Source organism: Veillonella fallax (assembly GCF_020687175.1).
Classification (GTDB): domain Bacteria; phylum Bacillota; class Negativicutes; order Veillonellales; family Veillonellaceae; genus Veillonella; species Veillonella fallax.
This window is the reverse complement of sequence record NZ_JAJEQD010000018.1, coordinates 1-17,390: the sequence shown is the minus strand read 5'-3', so window position 1 is coordinate 17,390 and position 17,390 is coordinate 1. Positions and strand designations below refer to the sequence as shown.

The following is a 17,390-nucleotide window of genomic DNA, read 5'->3' as shown; positions in this document are numbered from 1 at the left end:
GGGTTATCTAGGCAACATATGCTTTTCAAGGTTATTCTCCCTATTTTGATGGGGCCCCATTTCAGTTCTACAACCTAGTTAAAAAAGTACAAATATACTTGCTTGCTCCGTCCTTCGCAAAGTCGCTGCACAAGTATATTTGTACTTTTTTATAACTATATTCATAAAGGCGTCCCATCAAAATAGAACTACACACATAAAACACATAATACCTAGATAACCTGATTGATCTATATAAAAAGGCTTTAGACTAATGGCGCCACGCCCTCCATCTGGAAGAAGCTAGCCTGCGACTAGGCTTTATAGTAGTGGTGCCATGCCCACCGTAGAGGAAGGACTAGCCTGCGGCTAGTCCTTCCCTTCCCCTATCACATAAAAGCATATTGAGTAAAGATCAGATGTAGCTTGTGATGGGACTAGTTAATAGCAGACGCTCAAATAATAAAAAGAGGTCCCTATGCAGCGACTTTGCGAAGGACGGAGCAAAGAGGGACCTCTTTTTATTATTTATTGAGTTGTCGCAATCAAACGGGGACCCATCACAAGCGGAGAAGGAATTTACTCAAATGCTTTTATAAGTTCCATGTATTCCGCTTTGTGTGTCATTCTCCATGTACCAAAGTCTGGTTCTGGAGATTGGTTCAGAATGTTTGCCAAGGCTTCTAGGAATTCTGGAATTTTTGTGGCTACGATATTACCTGCCATTTTACCGAAGTTTTCGGAGCCCATGTGTTCTGAGCCACCGTCTACGAGGATAAAGGCTACGGTAGGTTTCTTGTCTACTAATTTTACAGCTCCGTGGAAACCAATTTCACCGATTTGGTGTGTACCACAGGAGTGTGGACAGCCCGAGATGTGTAGACGAGGTAGTTTACTTGTGTCTACCCCTTTTTCTTCAAGGTGTCCGAAGATATCTTTCAAAAGGCTATTAGAGTCTTGCATGCCGATTTGACATACTGTGGAGCCTACACAGGACACGGAACGACGGAAATCATTTTCAGCACTGTCGTCTGTTAACTCTGCGATTTTACGAGCCTCATCAGCAGTGAGGTTGATGAAGAACAATGCTTGGTCTGGCGCAATACGCGCTTCTACTTGATCAAGCGTTACAGCATAATCAAGAGCAGCCAATAGGTGTTCTACATTAGCATCGCCACCTGCCGGATGGTATTCTACGTAGTATAAACCTTCTTGTTTTTGACGGTGAATACGATCGTTTTCCACAGACTTATCACGCTTACCAGTTTTTGTAATTTCATAAGCATAGTCAGCTGGATTAATGGTTAATTGTTCCACTTCTTTCACCATCGCCAATGTTTCTTCATAGGTCTTGATGAAAGCTTCAGCTCCACCCATTTCCGCAGGCATATAGCGAGTACGAGCCTTGCCACGGTTTTTGAAATTTCCATGGTTAGCAAAGACCATAAGCATAGCTTTCACATGGTATAAAACATCCTCAGGCGCCACATCGTGCGCTACAGGAATACCAATACGAGGATTTGGGCCAATACCACCACAAGCGTATACATCAAAGGTATTGTGTTTCGTTAAATTGAAACCAAGGTCCTTGAACGTAGCATGCGGCGTACTATCAAAGCCATTATCGATACCCATTTTAAATTTGCGAGGAATTTTGATGTAGAACATTTGCTCTAGAAGGAACTCGCTAATAGCCGTTGCATATGGCGTAATATCTAAGGTTTCACGAGGATCAATACCGCGTAAAATACTAGCTACCACATTTGGATTGTCGCCACCAGCACCGCGGTTATAGATACCATGATCATAACATTCTTTATAGAGATTTAGAATTGTATCACCATCGAGGCCATGCATTTGCAAGCATTGGCCGGTAGTAAAATGTACGTGTTGTAAGTTATATTTACGGATAGAGTCAGCTAAGAACTGCATGTGCTGACGAGTCATGCGTCCCCCATTGAAGCGCCAACGGCTCATACCGGAGTTAGCACCGCGCTCAGCGTAACTACCATAGGCACCGGATTGCCCTTTATAGTCTGCAATAGACATTTCTTTCTTATAGAACTTATGCGTCATATCTTCAAACTTTGGATAATCTGCAATTAATCGATCTTTCAACTCTTGTGTAATCATATTAGTACCCTCTTGGCTTATATTTATTAAGCATAATACAGAACTTTTCATAGGCTAGTATACCATACACGCATACGTATGTTAGTAGCCAAGCTCACAATTTTAATATCAATTACAAATAATATGCTTTACAATCTGTAATAATAATTACTTTTAATAAGAGTCAAATCAGTATGGAGTAAATTTTAAAATAAAAAAGAACAGTCCGAAGACTGTTCTTTTCATATGATTAGTTCTGATTTTAATGACTATATTATAACGTCAATGTTTAGTACGAGAATTATACTCGACCTTCATTAGGGTTATTATATGCGTCTTTATCGATAGTACCCATAATCTTATCTACTACGAGAGCATTTGTTAAGGAACCAGATACGTTCAAGCATGTACGACCCATGTCGATCAATGGATCGATAGCAAGAATTGGGCTGATGGATGTGAAGTACGCACCAAGACCTGTACCGCTAAGGGATACAGATGCAGCCATTGTAGCTGTACCAGGAACGCCTGCGATACCAACAGAACCGATAGCAATAACGATAACGCTCATAATGTACATAGTCAAATCAAATGGAATACCCGCTACGTTAGAGATGTACACAACAACAAGCGCTGGGAACACGCCAGCACAACCTTGCATACCTGCAGTAGTACCGAAGGATGCTACTGTATTTGCTGTTGTAGCATTTACGCCAAGACGTTTTGTCAATGTTTCAACAGTTAATGGCAATACGCCCATAGAGGAACGGGATGTGAAAGCTAACAAGAGTGGAGCTTTTGCTTTTTTGAAGTATGTAAGCGGATTGTACCCGAAGCTAGCAATCAAGATAGCTTGAACAACGAACATAATCAAAAGACCAACATAAAGCAATACTACGAATAGGCCCATGTCTAAGATAGCTTGTAAGCCACGTGTTGCCAATGTAGATGCCAATAAAGCAACTACGCCGTACGGCATGAGACCAATGATGAAGTCTGCAACCCAGGAGATTAATTGGTGAAGTTCATCAAATAGTTTAGTAAAGATTTCCATGCTATTTGTGCCAGTTTTCTTCAACAAACGAGCAACACTGCCCAAGATGATTGCAAATACTACGATACCGATAACATTTGTTTCCGCTGCAGCTTGAATTGGGTTACTTGGAATCAACGCACGGAATGTATCAACCATCGGTTTGATTTCACGAATCTTTTTACCAGATTCAACAATATCAAAACCTTGTCCTAAACCAAAGGCATTTCCCAAGATAAGACCAACGATAGCAGCAACCGCTACCATGCCTAAATTTGTAGAAACCATGGCAACTACTAATTTCTTAAGGTTTGCACCTGCTTCCATGTGCAAGATAACATGTACAATGGAAATAAATACAATAGGAATAACAAGCATGCGGATCAAATCAATAAAGCCGCCACCCACAAGGGAGAACCACTTTGTACTTTCCTTGATGTAAACCACTTTAGATGGATCATCTGGGAAGCCTGCAATAATTTGAATAGCAATACCAAGTACGGCACCAACAATAGTACCAATAATAACGAGATTACCAAAGGATGTACCCTTGCGTTGCAAAGCATAAATACCGATTAACGCAAGTACAAACACTACGATAATACCGATACTTAATGGATTGCTTAGCATGAGGTAATCTGTAAAGAATGGAATATTCATAATACACCTCTTTTAATTCATATCACAATAATAGGTTATGAACTCAGTATATCATATATCGAAAAATTTACAAGTAAAATAATTCAAATTATATAAGTTTTTCTATGCGGATTCTGCAAGTTTTATAAATATGTTAATCTCCATAGATGTAGCGATACCTCTACCTTTTCAAGATACTCTATATCATAATAGAAAGTTACGCATATAAAAAGGTGACCTTCCATAGGAAGATCACCTTTAAGCTTATTTAGTTATAACACTACCTAGATGTAGAATTATCGCTTAACTAAAACATAAGTTACTTGGATAGGACCATGAGCACCATCTACAGTAACCAACTCAATATCAGCTGTACGGGATGGACCAGAAATCAAGCAGATATTTGTAGGGAATTTAGATGGATCGTTGTGATAACGTTCAGCCAAATGTTCCATTGTTTGAGTCATGCGTGGGTTGATTGTATCAGTGTACAATACAGCGATATGTGTAGTAGGCAACAAGCTGATAGCACGGCCAGATTCTTCACCAGACGCTTGTACTACAGTAGCAGTTTCAGCAATACCGCAATATGGGAATGTAATACCGATATCTGCATTGGCAGTATTGGAGATACATTCTTCACGGCCTTTAGCTGGATCCCATTGGAAGTATGTACGAGTGCCACCATTGTTAGCTGCATCTTGTTCAAATAATTCTTTTAATTTATATTCGTCTACTTCTGGAGTGCTTGGGAATACAACTTTACCATCGCCCCAGTCTTCGATCGCTGCCAAAATTGTTTCACCTAATTTATCAGGTGTAGTTTCAACGAATTTTGTACCAACACGTTGACATTGTTCCTTAAACATTGTCAAAATTTGATCTTTATTCAAATCTTTGAACATAGTTTCTTGAGGACCATGGCTGTAATCAAAACCCTCTACGAATGCAGGGCACATTTCTTGATCACGGCCTAATGCACGAGATAAACGTGCAATAAATTGTTTACGTTTAGCTTCATCCATTATTTTTTCTCCTTCTTCTTGTTCTTTTCATGTTCAGCATATAAGTCACGGAATTTTTTGAACTTCAATGTACCCATTTCTTTGGATTTAGTCCAGCCGTTCATAACTGGAACAGCTTGAGTCCATGTAGGCATATTGCCTTCTTTGTTACTAATTAAGTTCATACCGATAGCGCCAGCTTTTGTGCCAAGGTCGAATAATGTGGAGTTACCAAACATCTTAGCTGCTGCAGTAAAGATTGCTTCTTCTGCTTTTGGACGAGTTTTTTCGATGTCAGCCATAATATGACGGTGTTCCATCAATAATTCATGCAATGGAATAGCTACTGGACAGTTTTCTGTACATGCACCGCACAATGTAGACGCATATGGAAGATCGCCTGCTACTTCGTAACCTTTGAACAATGGTGTCAATACAGCACCCATTGGACCTGGATATACGGAGCCATAACCGTGACCAGAGATGTGACGGTATACAGGACAAATATTCATACATGCACCACAACGGATACAACGTAACATTTCTTGGAATGTACCACCTAAGATACCGGAACGACCGTTATCAATAATGATGATATGAGTTTCTTCAGGACCGTCTGCTTCACCAGCACGACCAGGGCCAGTCATCATGGAGAAGTAGTTGGAAATTTTAGCACCTACTGCAGAGCGGTTCAACATTTCCATCATAACGTCAAGAGCTTTGAAGTCAGGAACGATACGTTCTGTACCTAAGAAGATCAATTGAGTCTTAGGAATGGAGCTAGACATACGACCGTTACCTTCGTTGGAAACGATAGTACAAGTACCGGATGCCGCTACCGCAAAGTTACAACCATTAACACCTACGTCAGCTTTCAAGAAGCGCTCACGTACATAACCACGTACGAAGTGAGTCATTTCTGTAGGGTTTTCAGTACCAGTGTAACCTAATTTTTCAGCGAAAATTTCGCGGATTTTGTTACGTTCGAAGTGAAGGCCTGGTACAACGATATGAGATGGTGGGCTCACTGCTGTTTGCAAAATGAATTCAGCCAAGTCAGTTTCGTTTACTTCGATACCAGCTTCTTCAAGAACTTCGTTCAAACCAATTTCTTCAGTTAAGATAGTTTTGGATTTAACGATCATTTTAGCTTCGCGTTCACGAAGGATATCTAAAGCGATTTGAGTCGCTTCTTTATCGTCGAATGCAAAGTGAACTTTAGAACCAGCTTTTTCTGCGTTTTCAGCGAATTGGTTTACATAGTAATCCAAATTGTTAAGAACGTGATCACGAAGTTTAGCTGCTTCTGCGCGGAAATCTAACCATTCAGGAACGTCCGCAACTACTGTATTACGTTTATCATAAAACACGTCTTGTGCTTTTTTGATAGCTGCAACTTTGAAATCGTCAGCCAAACATTCTTTTATACGTGTTTTATAGGGGCGATTGTCATATATAAGTGCCATGTCGTCTCCTCCTTAACGGCAGTTTAAGATTTCAGCAATATGCATTACTTTGATACGGCGATCGATTTCGCCTTCTTTATGAAGACGGTCAAGCATACCAGCGATGTTCATCAAGCACGCTTGGTCAGAACCAGAAATAACGTTAGCACCTGTGCCAGCGATTTCCAAGGCTTTTTCGCGTGTCATAACTTCACTAATTTCAGGGTTCTTAACGGAGAATGTACCGCCGAAACCACAGCAACGGTCTGCACGTGGTAATTCAATCAAGTTGATATCTTTAACATTTCTAAGGAGTTTGAATGGAGGTTCTTTAATGCCCATCAAACGAGTTACGTGGCAAGATGTATGATATGTAACGGATTCGTTGAAACGAGCGCCCACATCTTCAACACCTAATACGTCAGTAATGAATTGAGTGAACTCATAAATTTTGCCGCTCAATTTTTCTGCACGTGCCAACCACTCAGGTTGATCTTTCAAGAAATGATGATATTCATCGCGGATTGCAAATGCGCAAGAGCCGGACATGCTGACTACATATTCAGCGTTCTCGAAGCATTCGATTGTGTTCTTAATTGCATCCATAGCTGCATCATTGTAACCAGAGTTAGTGAACATTTGGCCACAACATACTTGTTTCTTAGGCACTACGAGCTCGCAGCCTAATCTTTCAAGTACTTCTACACCAGCCATGCCTACATGTGGGTAGAACATGTCAATCAAACACTGTTGGAAAAGATGAATTTTCATATTATCGTCCTCGTCTTTTCTAGTACTTAACCTAATAAAAAATTTTGATATGTATGTGTTATGGCAAGAATTCTAGTGAAAGTTTTTCAATAATTTTCCGCCCGAAACATTACTTATGCTTTCAAATAAATATTCAAAAGCTTTATCGATATAATTATAAATTAATCATATAGAAAATGTCCAAAGGATTGCTATATTCGTATGTACCCTTTTATTTCCTATATCGTTATGACTTTTTGTAATAACAAATATTGAATTTTATCACATATGCTACGTTATTTATCAATTTTTCTTTTGAAAGCCACATAAAATCTGCATTTTGGGAATGTTTATCATTTCGCATATTTTAGAGTAACTTATATCGTAATTTACCTATAATTCATTGAATATTTATATAAACAACAGAGAAATAGCAAATTCATGTAATTTTTATCCTCATATATTACATTTTCTTATAGTAGAGTATAAATTTAAAAAGTGTTATAATTTATTTTATATAAGTATAGTTTGAAAGGAGCCTTTTCAATGAAACTAAATAAATTATCCTTATCCTTAGCTATTACATTAGCCCTCGGTTCCACATTCGGCATGGCTCACGCTGAAACAACTGCGGCTCATGTAAAATCTGAAATATCTGCTACAGCTAATAAAGCTGAAGTAGCTGCTAAAGCTGATGAACACCGTGTAGATACATCTGTTAAAAATGATGCTAAACGCGTAGATACTTCTGTAAAAAACGATGCTAAACGCGTTGATACATCTGTTAAAAATGACGCTAAACGCGTTGATACATCCGTAAAAAATGATGCTAAACATGGCACTACAGTTGTAAAACATGATGCAAAACATGCTAATACATCCGCTAAAGCCGATGCTAAGCGTGTAGATACATCTGTGAAAAACGATGCAAAACGTGTTGACACTTCTGTAAAAAATGACGCTAAACGCGTTGATACATCTGTTAAAAATAATGTAAAAGAAGATGCTGCTAAGGTAGAAGGTAAAAAAGCTGTAAAAGCTAAAGAAAACTTACCTGCTGGCGTTTACCCTGACACAAAAGATAACTGGGCTCGCGATGCTATCCAAGCAATGACACAAGCTGGTTACCTTTCTGGTTATGCTGATAATACATTCAAACCTAGTGCACAAATCACTCGTGAACAAGCTGCGGCTATTTACGGTAAAGTATTACAACATAACTTAAACGAACAAGAATTAGCTGATATTGTAACTAAAGAGGCCTCTACTTCTTACTCTGATGTAGAAGCAGATCGTTGGTCTAGCTCTGCTATCAAATTAGTAAGTGCTGCAGGCGTAATGGAAGGCACATCTAAAACAGCTTTCACACCTAGCAAAACTATGGACCGCGAACAATTCGTTGCTTCCGCAGCTAGCCTAGCTAAAAAATTGAATCTTTCCACACCTGTAAAAACAGAAAAAGTAACATTCAAAGACGAAGCTAGCATCTCCTCTGCTTACTTGGCAGATATCCAATACATGGCACAACGTGGCATCGTAGCATCTGGAGCAACTGAAAACTTCAACCCTAAACAACCTGTAACAAGAGCACAAGCGGCAACAATCTTGAACCGCATGCTTAATGGTGCTGGCCTTGCAACACCAAAACATACTACAACTGAAGCTAAAGCTGAAACAGCTGTAAAAGAAGATGTAAAAAAAGCTGATACAGCAGCAGAAAAAGATGCGTCCAAAGTAAGCAAAGATGCTAAAAAAGATGTAGCTAAAGCTGACAAAGCCGTAAAAGCTGATGCAAAAAAAGTTGAAAAAGACGTAAAAGGCAATAAAAATGCCGCAGTAGCTCAAAAAACTGAACCTACTCGCACAGTTCGCCCTGTTCGTCGCAGCACGTTAAAAGCACTTGATCAAAAACAACAAGCTGCTTTGGAAGATAAAGTATTTGCTGAATTGAATAAAACATACAAAACAGAAGATGCTTTCCAAGATTACGGTGTAATGTACTGGCGTGACAATCAATTGCACGTAGCATTGAAAACAGATAGCGATATTTCCACAGTTAAAGCAAACCTTGCAGCACGTGGTGATTCCACTGTAAATAACTACGTTGTAGTTGAACCATCCCAATACAGCCAAACTGAATACGATGCAATCGATGCGAACTTCCGCAACTATTACAACAAAAACGAAAAAGCTGGTACAATTCTAGCTACATTCCCAGATGTAGAAAACAACCAACTTTACGCTGTTGTAACAACTGCATCTAAAGCAACTCAACAAGGAATCTCAAAATTATTCGGTTCCAAAGTAAAAATGACAGTTAAACGCTAATCGGCGTTCACTCAACTAGCCAAGGCAGCGTATACGCTTAGTATTACGCTGCTTTGTTTATATCACTATGCATGCCTTATTATTCGCTATATAATGAATATAGATTTTATTGTTGGTGAAAGTTTATATTCTAGGCTATCTAGTCTTGGCCTTTACCATAATTAGGAAGGATTTTTATGTACAAGAATACCCCTTACCCATTACGTGCCCTTGTTCTTGGCACATTATTAGCCGCAACAAGTTTCGGTTTTGCTTCTGCAAATACTACAACTCATGCTCCTGCAACTACAGCAGCATCCACAAAGGTTGAAGCGCCTACAGTGGCCTCTACGCAAGCAGTTACTATAAACACAGCTGCTCCTAATATAGCAACAACTAAAGCAGAGGCTCATAAATTTGATGCCGCTAAAGCTGCTACACCTGTAGTTGTGAATACATCTATTGGTACGCCTCAAGACATTCAAAAAATCCGTGCCCACATCTTCTCTGATGTTCCTAGCGATTTTTGGGCTGCCAATTCTATCAGTACGGTAACAAAAGCAAATCTAATGAAAGGTTATTCTGACGGTACATTCCGACCTAATCAACCTATGACTCGTGAAGAAGTAGCTGCGCTCTTCAACAACATCACTGATGATGGTACAGCAGCATTCTTATCTAGCAAATTTAAAGATATTACATCCGATCGTTGGTCTGCCCTCGCTATCGAATCTGTAGCGCGTAAAAACATCATCAGCGGTTATGGCGATAACACATACAAACCAGAAAAATATATGTCTCGCCAAGAATTTGCAGTAGTAGCTGACAACTACATTCACTACTTAGGATACACAACAGAAGATCCAACAGCACTTGATAATATTGCTTATGGAGACCAAAAATTTGTAGCTCCTTGGGCTCAAGATGCAGTTCGTGAACTTGCATACCTGGGCTTCACAAACTACGCTCCTGGCACATTATTTAACCCTGAAAAATATGTAACCCGTGCTGAAGCAGCTGAAATTGCATATCGCATGACGCAAACAGAACAAGCTCTTGCGTTCCACAACACATTGTTCAAGCAACAAGTAGAAAGCAAAACAGCTACTATCATCGACAAAACATTAGGCTATGGCAACGACTTCACAAAATTCCGTCAAGACGGTGCCCTCTTCTGGGATGGTGGCAAGTTACATGCGACTTTAACAGATAAGAAAAAAGCAGAGGCTGTTGCTCATGCAATCTCTGAAGCGCAAGATCCACAACTTGAAAGTGCCCTTGTTGTATCTCAAGGCAAGTTAAATCAAGCACAACTTGAAGATTACCAATCTGACGCTATTGATTTATACAAAGCTAAAGAGCCAAAAGGTAATATCATTTCTATCCGTCCTAACGACGATACAAGCGCTCTTATCATTACAGCAGACTCCGTTCAAAAAGATACGGTGAAAGCTTTCAAAAAGAAATTCAAAAATAATGTAGTCGTAGAATTACCTCAACCTGAGACAGTAAAACCGGATGCAGCAATTCAATTCCCATTACCTCCACGCGTAAACTACTACGACACAACAAATAAATAATCTCAACGATAAAAAGCCGTGTAACTACACGGCTTTTTGTTTTACCCTCATTCCAATATCTTATAAACAAATTAGTAAGCTTATAAGATATTTCTCATTCAAATCTAAATAGTAATCGCCTTTTATATTTAATTGCTATAATACAAAAAAAGAACCGCCCCCGAAGGAGCGGTTCTTCTCACAATTAAACAGCTGTTACTATACACACATAATCGAATTCACACAGTTCGATTATTTTTTTGTTACATCATTTTGGCGGTCACGTAAGTTACCAACTGGTACATATACGGTACCTGCACTGTGGATTGTATCCACGTCTTGTTGTAAAACCATTACAACGGAATAATCATCAGTTGTGTAGAATTCAGTAGGCATTTTATCGATATTTACTTCGCCGCCTAATTGATTTTTCACATCTTGATTATTGTCGATAGCATTCACTAATTCTTTTTTATTAAGACCACCAAGGTCATACAAGGATAATTGACGACCTGTTGTAGTGTTGAATGTGAAGCCTTTTACATAGTTGACGCCATTAGCATCACGGTCACGCATTGTGTACGTATGGATCAATACACTGAAGATACCATTTTTATCTGTTTTAACATCGTAGTACATAACTACATTTGTTTTATCAGCTTCTTTGGCATTCAATTTTTCTACGTCATTTTGTACTTTAGCAACGTATTTTTTGATAGTGTTATTGATTGCTTTTTCTACAGTTGGGCTAACAGATTTAACTGTTGGGAACACTAGATCAAGATGATCTGTAGTAGATTCCACTGGAGATACAGCCACCTCTTTACGGTCCATATAGCGGTCCGCATTTGGTGCTACTACTTCAACTGCATTGCGATCAACTTTAGTTGCTACAGAGCGTAACGCACGGTTTTGCTCTGGTGTAGCAGTGCTAGAGATACGGTATGTTAAATCATTGCGATTTACTTTATTCGTATCAGCTTGCACTGTAGCAGTGTCTTTAGTTACAGGAATTTCGCTTGCTGCGAAGGATACTACTGGCAATGCAGCAGCCATCATGATGAGTACAGACTGTTTTAATTTCATTGTTTACCTCTTATTGTTGTTCTTGCTCAGCTTTCATTGCTAAAGCTTCTTCTTTATTGAATTTGTGAGTTACAACGCGGCGAACAAGGTATAAACCAGAGAAGATGAATGCAAGCAATCCTAACCATTGTGCTGTGCTTTCAAAATCAGGGCCTACTAGTTCAAGTGGAGATTCACCACCACCAGTTGTAACGGACAATACAATAATAACAGCTATGATTACACCAATCAAGCTTTCACCAACAATCAAACCAGAAGCGAAGAGAACGCCACGGCGGTTAGATTGTTCAACATCGTACTCAGCAAGTTCGCCAGCACGCATTTTAGCACGAGCTACTAGGTAACGACCTACGAAATAGCTAATGAAAGAACCTAAGATAAGAGGTACTTCCAATGTTGGAGGTAAGTAGATACCCATACCAACTGCCAATGGAGGCAATGTTAAAGAAGCTGTTGTGCTCTTAAGAATTAAGTTAACGATAATTGCTACTACGCCAACACCAACGCCGATCAAGATGTAGTTCCAATCCATGCTAGAACTAAAGATACCTTGAGCAATTGTAGTCATCAAAGTTGCTTGTGGAGCGGATAATGCAGCATTAGGATCCATTTCAGCACGTGGTAACGCACCTGTGAAGCCATATGCTTGGTAAAGCAAGTTAAGAACAGGAGCGATTGCAATCGCACCAGCTACGGAGCCAAGTAACAACGCAATTTGTTGACGCCAAGGTGTAGCACCAACGAGTTGACCTGTTTTCAAGTCTTGCAAGTTATCGTTAGAGATAGATGCAATCGCGATAACTACGGATGTCATGAAGATAGCCATAGCTGTAGCGAATTGTACGCCTGCTTCTGTAGCAAACAAGTTATTTTCAGAAGCGATGAAGTATACCACTAGAGAAGAAATAATAGTCGCCAAGATACCAATACCAGAGATTGGAGATGCAGATGTACCGATAAGGCCTGCCATGTAACCACATGCAGCAGCTACGAAGAAGCCGATTAGCAATGCTACGAGAACACCTACGATAACAAGTGTCCACATTAAGCCTGCGCTAATAGGTACTGCAGATACGAAGTCCCAGAATGTAAGAACTAAGCCTAAAAGGATAATACCGAATACGATAATAACAGATTTTGTGCTCATATCTGTATCCATACGATGCAATTCACGTTCAGAGGAACTGCTATTCATGGATTTAACAGAAATTTTCATACCTTCGATGATAGGTTTGATCAATGTAATCAAAGTCCAAATCGCTGCGATACCAATAGCACCAGCACCAATAAAACGAACTTTAGATTTCCAAACAGCCATTGCAAATTTAGCTGTAGCACCACCATCTGGAGCAAGCATGTTAGTCAAGTAAGGTACGAAGCCAGCCCAAGCGATGAGTACACCAACTAGGATAGCGATACCGGAAGCGATACCGATAAGGTAACCAGCACCTAACAACGCTGTAGAGAAGCCCAATGGAATTTGAGTAATACCTTTGGTACCTACAGGAAGCCAGAAGCTCATGCTGTCGCCAAGCACTTTGAAGCCATTCGCACAAAGACTGATAATACCAGCTACAAGACCACCGGATACGATATCTCCCATACCGGAGCTAGATTGAGGACCTTGGCCACCATTATGGGAACCAACCTTCAAGATTTCTGCTGCTGCACGGCCTTCTGGATATGGTAGATCACTATTTACTACCATAGCACGACGCAATGGGATAGTGAATAACACACCAAGGGAACCACCGCATGCGCAGAGCAAGAATGTTTGCCAGAATGGGAAGCCATTCCAATAACCAAGCATTAATAGACCTGGCAAGATAAAGATAATTGCGGACAAAGTACCGGCTGCAGAAGCCTGTGTTTGTACCATGTTGTTTTCAAGAACGTTAGAATCCTTGAAGAAACGTAAAATTGCCATTGAAATAATGGCTGCCGGAATGGATGACGAGAATGTCAAACCAACCTTCAAACCGAGATATACGTTAGATGCTGTAAAAATTACAGTAATCAATGCACCAAGTAGCATCCCACGTAGTGTCAGTTCCGGCAGATGAAGGTCATGGCTCATAAAGTCATGTTTCATAAGTACTTACCTCCTCTGTGAAACTAGAGCTTACAACATATAATAAGCTACTTCCATTTTATCGTGTTAAAGCGCTGATTTCAATATATATGCGATATTTATAATGTATACATGTTTCATTAGACCATTAACTATGTAGAAAAAGGCAACAGTCCAAAAGCCTCCAAAGCCACCTACCTCGCTACGCGGGGCCGCTAAGTCGTTTTTGGACTGTCGCCTTTTCCCTCTCAAATTAGCCCTCTATGAAACATGTATACAAATTAAATATAAATCATCGCATATATATTGGGAGAGGAGAAAAGGTGTATATGCACAAATCGCATATACACCTTTCCTCTATATGAAAATAGAAATCATTATCTTTTATTCTGTACAAATATACAGGATTTTATATAATTAAATTACCGACGATAAGGTCGGCATGTCTTTTAAGGAGGTTGTAAACATTATGGAAACAAGAATTGAATATGATTCAATGGGACCAGTCGAAGTCGACGCTAGACGAATTTACGGACCTCAAACGCAACGCTCGTTCAATAACTTTAAGATCGGTGACCACCGCATCCCTATTGAACAAATCAAAGCGCTTGCGCTTGTAAAAAAAGCATGTGCTTTAACCAATGCAAAATGTGGAGCAGTAACTGAGGAAAAAGCAAAACTCATCGCTCAAGTAGTAGATGAGATCGTAGATGGCAAATGGGATGATGAATTCCCATTAACAGTATTCCAAACAGGTTCTGGCACACAAACTAACATGAATGTGAACGAGGTAATCGCTCACCGGGCTAAACAATTAGATGAAAGCAACCCGCTCCATCCTAACGACGATGTAAACCGCGGCCAAAGTACAAACGATACATTCCCTACGGCAATGCATATCTGTGCGTACTTTGAAATTACTAAACGCGTAATTCCTGCATTGGACGGCCTTATCCAATCCTTTGAAAAATTGCAAGAAAAAGGTAAAGGCTTGCAAAAAGTTGGTCGTACTCATTTACAAGATGCTACTTTCATCATGGTGGACCAAGAAATCAGTGCCTTTGTAGACGGCCTAAAAACTGCCAAAGCTATGCTTGTTCAAAACGCTGACTACCTACTCGACGTAGCTCTCGGTGGCACTGCCGTTGGTACTGGTGTAAACACACCTAAAGGCTATCTAGATGTTATGGAAACTGTATTGCCAGAGGTAACAGGTGCTCCATTCCGCGTTAAGAATAACAAATTCCAAGGCCTATCTTTGAAAGATGCTTTCATGATGGCTCACGGTGCACTCAATACGTTGGCTACTACACTATTCAAAATCGCTAACGACGTCCGTTTCTTAGGATCTGGCCCTCGCTGCGGCTATGGCGAATGGCATCTTCCTGAAAATGAACCGGGCTCCTCCATCATGCCAGGCAAGGTAAATCCTACACAATGTGAAGCCTTGGCCATGGTATGCGCCCAAGTATTCGGTCATAATACGACTATGACACTCTGTGCAGGCAGCGGTGCGTTCCAATTGAACGTGTACATGCCTATCATGATCTATGATTTTGTTGAAAGCTGTCACCTCCTCTCAGACGCTATGAACTCTTTCACAACACACTGCATCGACGGCGTAGAATTTGTACCTGAAAAACTCAACTTCTTCGTAGAACAATCCCTCATGATTGCCACATCCTTAACACCATACATCGGCTACGACAAGAGCGCTAAGGTTGTAAAAGAAGCATACAAACGCGGCTGCTCTATCAAAGAAATCATCTTGGAAGAAAAACTTATGACTGAAGACGAATTTGCTGAAGCAGTTCGCATGAAATAAAATCTCTCTCATCTCTATGATATATCTGTAACATCCTCTCATACCTCAAATGAACGGAAAATAAAAGGACGTAATAGTCTTGAAATCTTCAATAATACTTATTACTGAAGAATAGACTATTACGTCCTTTTTGTTTTATATGTCTTATAGCAATATTTTATTTAATTTAATGAAATTCTATAATAATGTACCTTTAAAAGCATCATTTTAAGCATAAAATATACTCCAATCAAAAAAATACCTTATGCTATCCGCATTCATTATAATGATTTAAATATAATTCTATCCTCTTCACTAATTTGGCTCAGATCATCTTTTATAGATATAGATTTACCATAAATACGTTTTAAGTTATTAATGCTATCAATATCCTCTATTATACTAGCAGTATCATAAAATGAGTAATTGGGTATCTTTAAAATATCTGTACCTATTGGTGTTAATAAAACCCTAGTATAACCCGATTCCCCTTTTACATATAAATATGGAAATACAACCTTATGAGAAATTTTAGAAAATTCCAATCTAGTTTTATATGTGCTATCCTCTAGCATTCCACCAAATACAATTCGATAACGACCTAAACTATAAGAATCTACTAGTTCGGTATGTATCCCATAAAAATTTAAATAAATTATACTAAGTCCCACTAAAAAACATATGGCTAATATTTTATATATTGGAATCCTTATGTTATTCATGATATCTTACCTCATAAGTCTTATAGCTATTAATATCATAAAAAATACGATTAGAAAAACATATTTCATATTGAATAGATTATTAATCTCTCTAAATCCATTTCGCTTAAATGCTTGTATTAACAGCTTTACTTGTTTACGACTTAATATATATAAAATTATATGCAATACTATCCCCGCTAGTATTGCTGCTTTTAGATTTCCTTCGTATCCACCAGTTATCATTGAGCAGATAAGAGCTATATCCATAAGAATAATTGGAATAGTACATATAATAACTCTGTAGATAAAAAATTTACTATACATTAATCTGCACCTATAAAGTAGCCCTACAATATCAAATGCTTCAATCTAATCAATCATTCAGTTAAATATCATCCACAATAATATAGCTGTTATGAAATATAAATAATACCGAAAAACCTTTGCATTAGAATAGCTTTTTGAGGATTTAAGTTTAAATGTTGCAATGATTTCAACAATAACTAAGATACCCATATTTACATAGAGTAAACTAAGATAATCAACTAAATCGGGAATAAAAAATGTCTGCACTATAAGAAAGAGACTGACCGGAATCCCTAAACCTAAAAAAAGACCATATAGAGTTGGGAATTTCAACTCCATATTACTTTTTAATATATATAGAGTCTAAACAACCTATATAAATAATAAGCCAAAAGACCTATAGGTAAACCAATTTTATAAATAGACAACGACACCATTTTTTAATACACTCTCGTCATTAATCAACACAACTAAAAATTTTAACTCTAATATATCACAATTTTTATATAAGTTCATATAATCATAACCACCCGTAGAACGGGTGGTTTGCTCTGACCCTATAAGGGTCTTTCTCTAGTGGCGGCCCTCTAA

Annotated in this window: 11 protein-coding genes; 3 read left to right on the top strand and 8 right to left on the bottom strand. The window is 38.9% G+C overall.

What is annotated here, in order from left to right:
* Positions 1–558: 558 nt before the first annotated feature.
* The 5 genes from LKD20_RS08200 to LKD20_RS08180 all read right to left on the bottom strand — a co-directional run bounded on the left by LKD20_RS08200 (position 559) and on the right by LKD20_RS08180 (position 6,983).
* Positions 559–2,112, bottom strand: a complete 1,554-nt coding sequence (locus tag LKD20_RS08200) for a nitrite/sulfite reductase (RefSeq protein WP_227721442.1) — start codon at positions 2,110–2,112, stop codon at positions 559–561.
* Between the two features lie 280 nt (positions 2,113–2,392).
* The gene (locus LKD20_RS08195) at positions 2,393–3,784 is read right to left on the bottom strand and encodes a cation:dicarboxylate symporter family transporter (RefSeq protein WP_227721441.1); all 1,392 of its coding nucleotides are present in this window, start codon (positions 3,782–3,784) and stop codon (positions 2,393–2,395) included.
* 275 nt (positions 3,785–4,059) lie between these two features.
* Positions 4,060–4,788 carry a LutC/YkgG family protein gene (locus LKD20_RS08190; protein ID WP_227721440.1) on the bottom strand — a complete coding sequence of 243 codons (729 nt, stop codon included), beginning with the start codon at positions 4,786–4,788 and terminating at the stop codon, positions 4,060–4,062.
* Entirely contained in the window at positions 4,788–6,233 is a 1,446-nt protein-coding gene (locus tag LKD20_RS08185; RefSeq protein WP_105089836.1) for a LutB/LldF family L-lactate oxidation iron-sulfur protein, read from the bottom strand. Before LKD20_RS08185 ends, LKD20_RS08190 begins: the two co-directional genes overlap by 1 nt.
* Before the next feature lie 12 nt (positions 6,234–6,245).
* Positions 6,246–6,983 carry a (Fe-S)-binding protein gene (locus tag LKD20_RS08180; RefSeq protein WP_105089837.1) on the bottom strand — a complete coding sequence of 246 codons (738 nt, stop codon included), beginning with the start codon at positions 6,981–6,983 and terminating at the stop codon, positions 6,246–6,248.
* A gap of 525 nt (positions 6,984–7,508) precedes the next feature.
* Between LKD20_RS08180 and LKD20_RS08175 the strand changes: the two genes are divergently transcribed.
* Both LKD20_RS08175 and LKD20_RS08170 read left to right on the top strand, forming a co-directional pair.
* Positions 7,509–9,290: an S-layer homology domain-containing protein gene (locus LKD20_RS08175; protein WP_227721439.1), complete on the top strand. Its 1,782-nt coding sequence runs from the start codon at positions 7,509–7,511 to the stop codon at positions 9,288–9,290.
* A 176-nt stretch (positions 9,291–9,466) separates the two neighbouring features.
* Positions 9,467–10,849, top strand: a complete 1,383-nt coding sequence (locus tag LKD20_RS08170) for an S-layer homology domain-containing protein (RefSeq protein ID WP_227721438.1) — start codon at positions 9,467–9,469, stop codon at positions 10,847–10,849.
* Between the two features lie 231 nt (positions 10,850–11,080).
* Here the strand turns inward: LKD20_RS08170 and LKD20_RS08165 are convergent, their stop codons facing one another.
* Positions 11,081–11,914: a polysaccharide deacetylase family protein gene (locus tag LKD20_RS08165; RefSeq protein ID WP_227721437.1), complete on the bottom strand. Its 834-nt coding sequence runs from the start codon at positions 11,912–11,914 to the stop codon at positions 11,081–11,083.
* A gap of 10 nt (positions 11,915–11,924) precedes the next feature.
* Entirely contained in the window at positions 11,925–14,006 is a 2,082-nt protein-coding gene (locus LKD20_RS08160) for an OPT family oligopeptide transporter (protein ID WP_227721436.1), read from the bottom strand.
* 448 nt (positions 14,007–14,454) lie between these two features.
* On the opposite strand from LKD20_RS08160, the gene LKD20_RS08155 reads away from it, so the two are divergent.
* The gene (locus LKD20_RS08155; protein ID WP_227721435.1) at positions 14,455–15,810 is read left to right on the top strand and encodes a class II fumarate hydratase; all 1,356 of its coding nucleotides are present in this window, start codon (positions 14,455–14,457) and stop codon (positions 15,808–15,810) included.
* 260 nt (positions 15,811–16,070) lie between these two features.
* On the opposite strand, the gene LKD20_RS08150 is transcribed toward LKD20_RS08155, so the two are convergent.
* Entirely contained in the window at positions 16,071–16,511 is a 441-nt protein-coding gene (locus LKD20_RS08150) for a hypothetical protein (protein WP_227721434.1), read from the bottom strand.
* Positions 16,512–17,390: the final 879 nt, after the last annotated feature.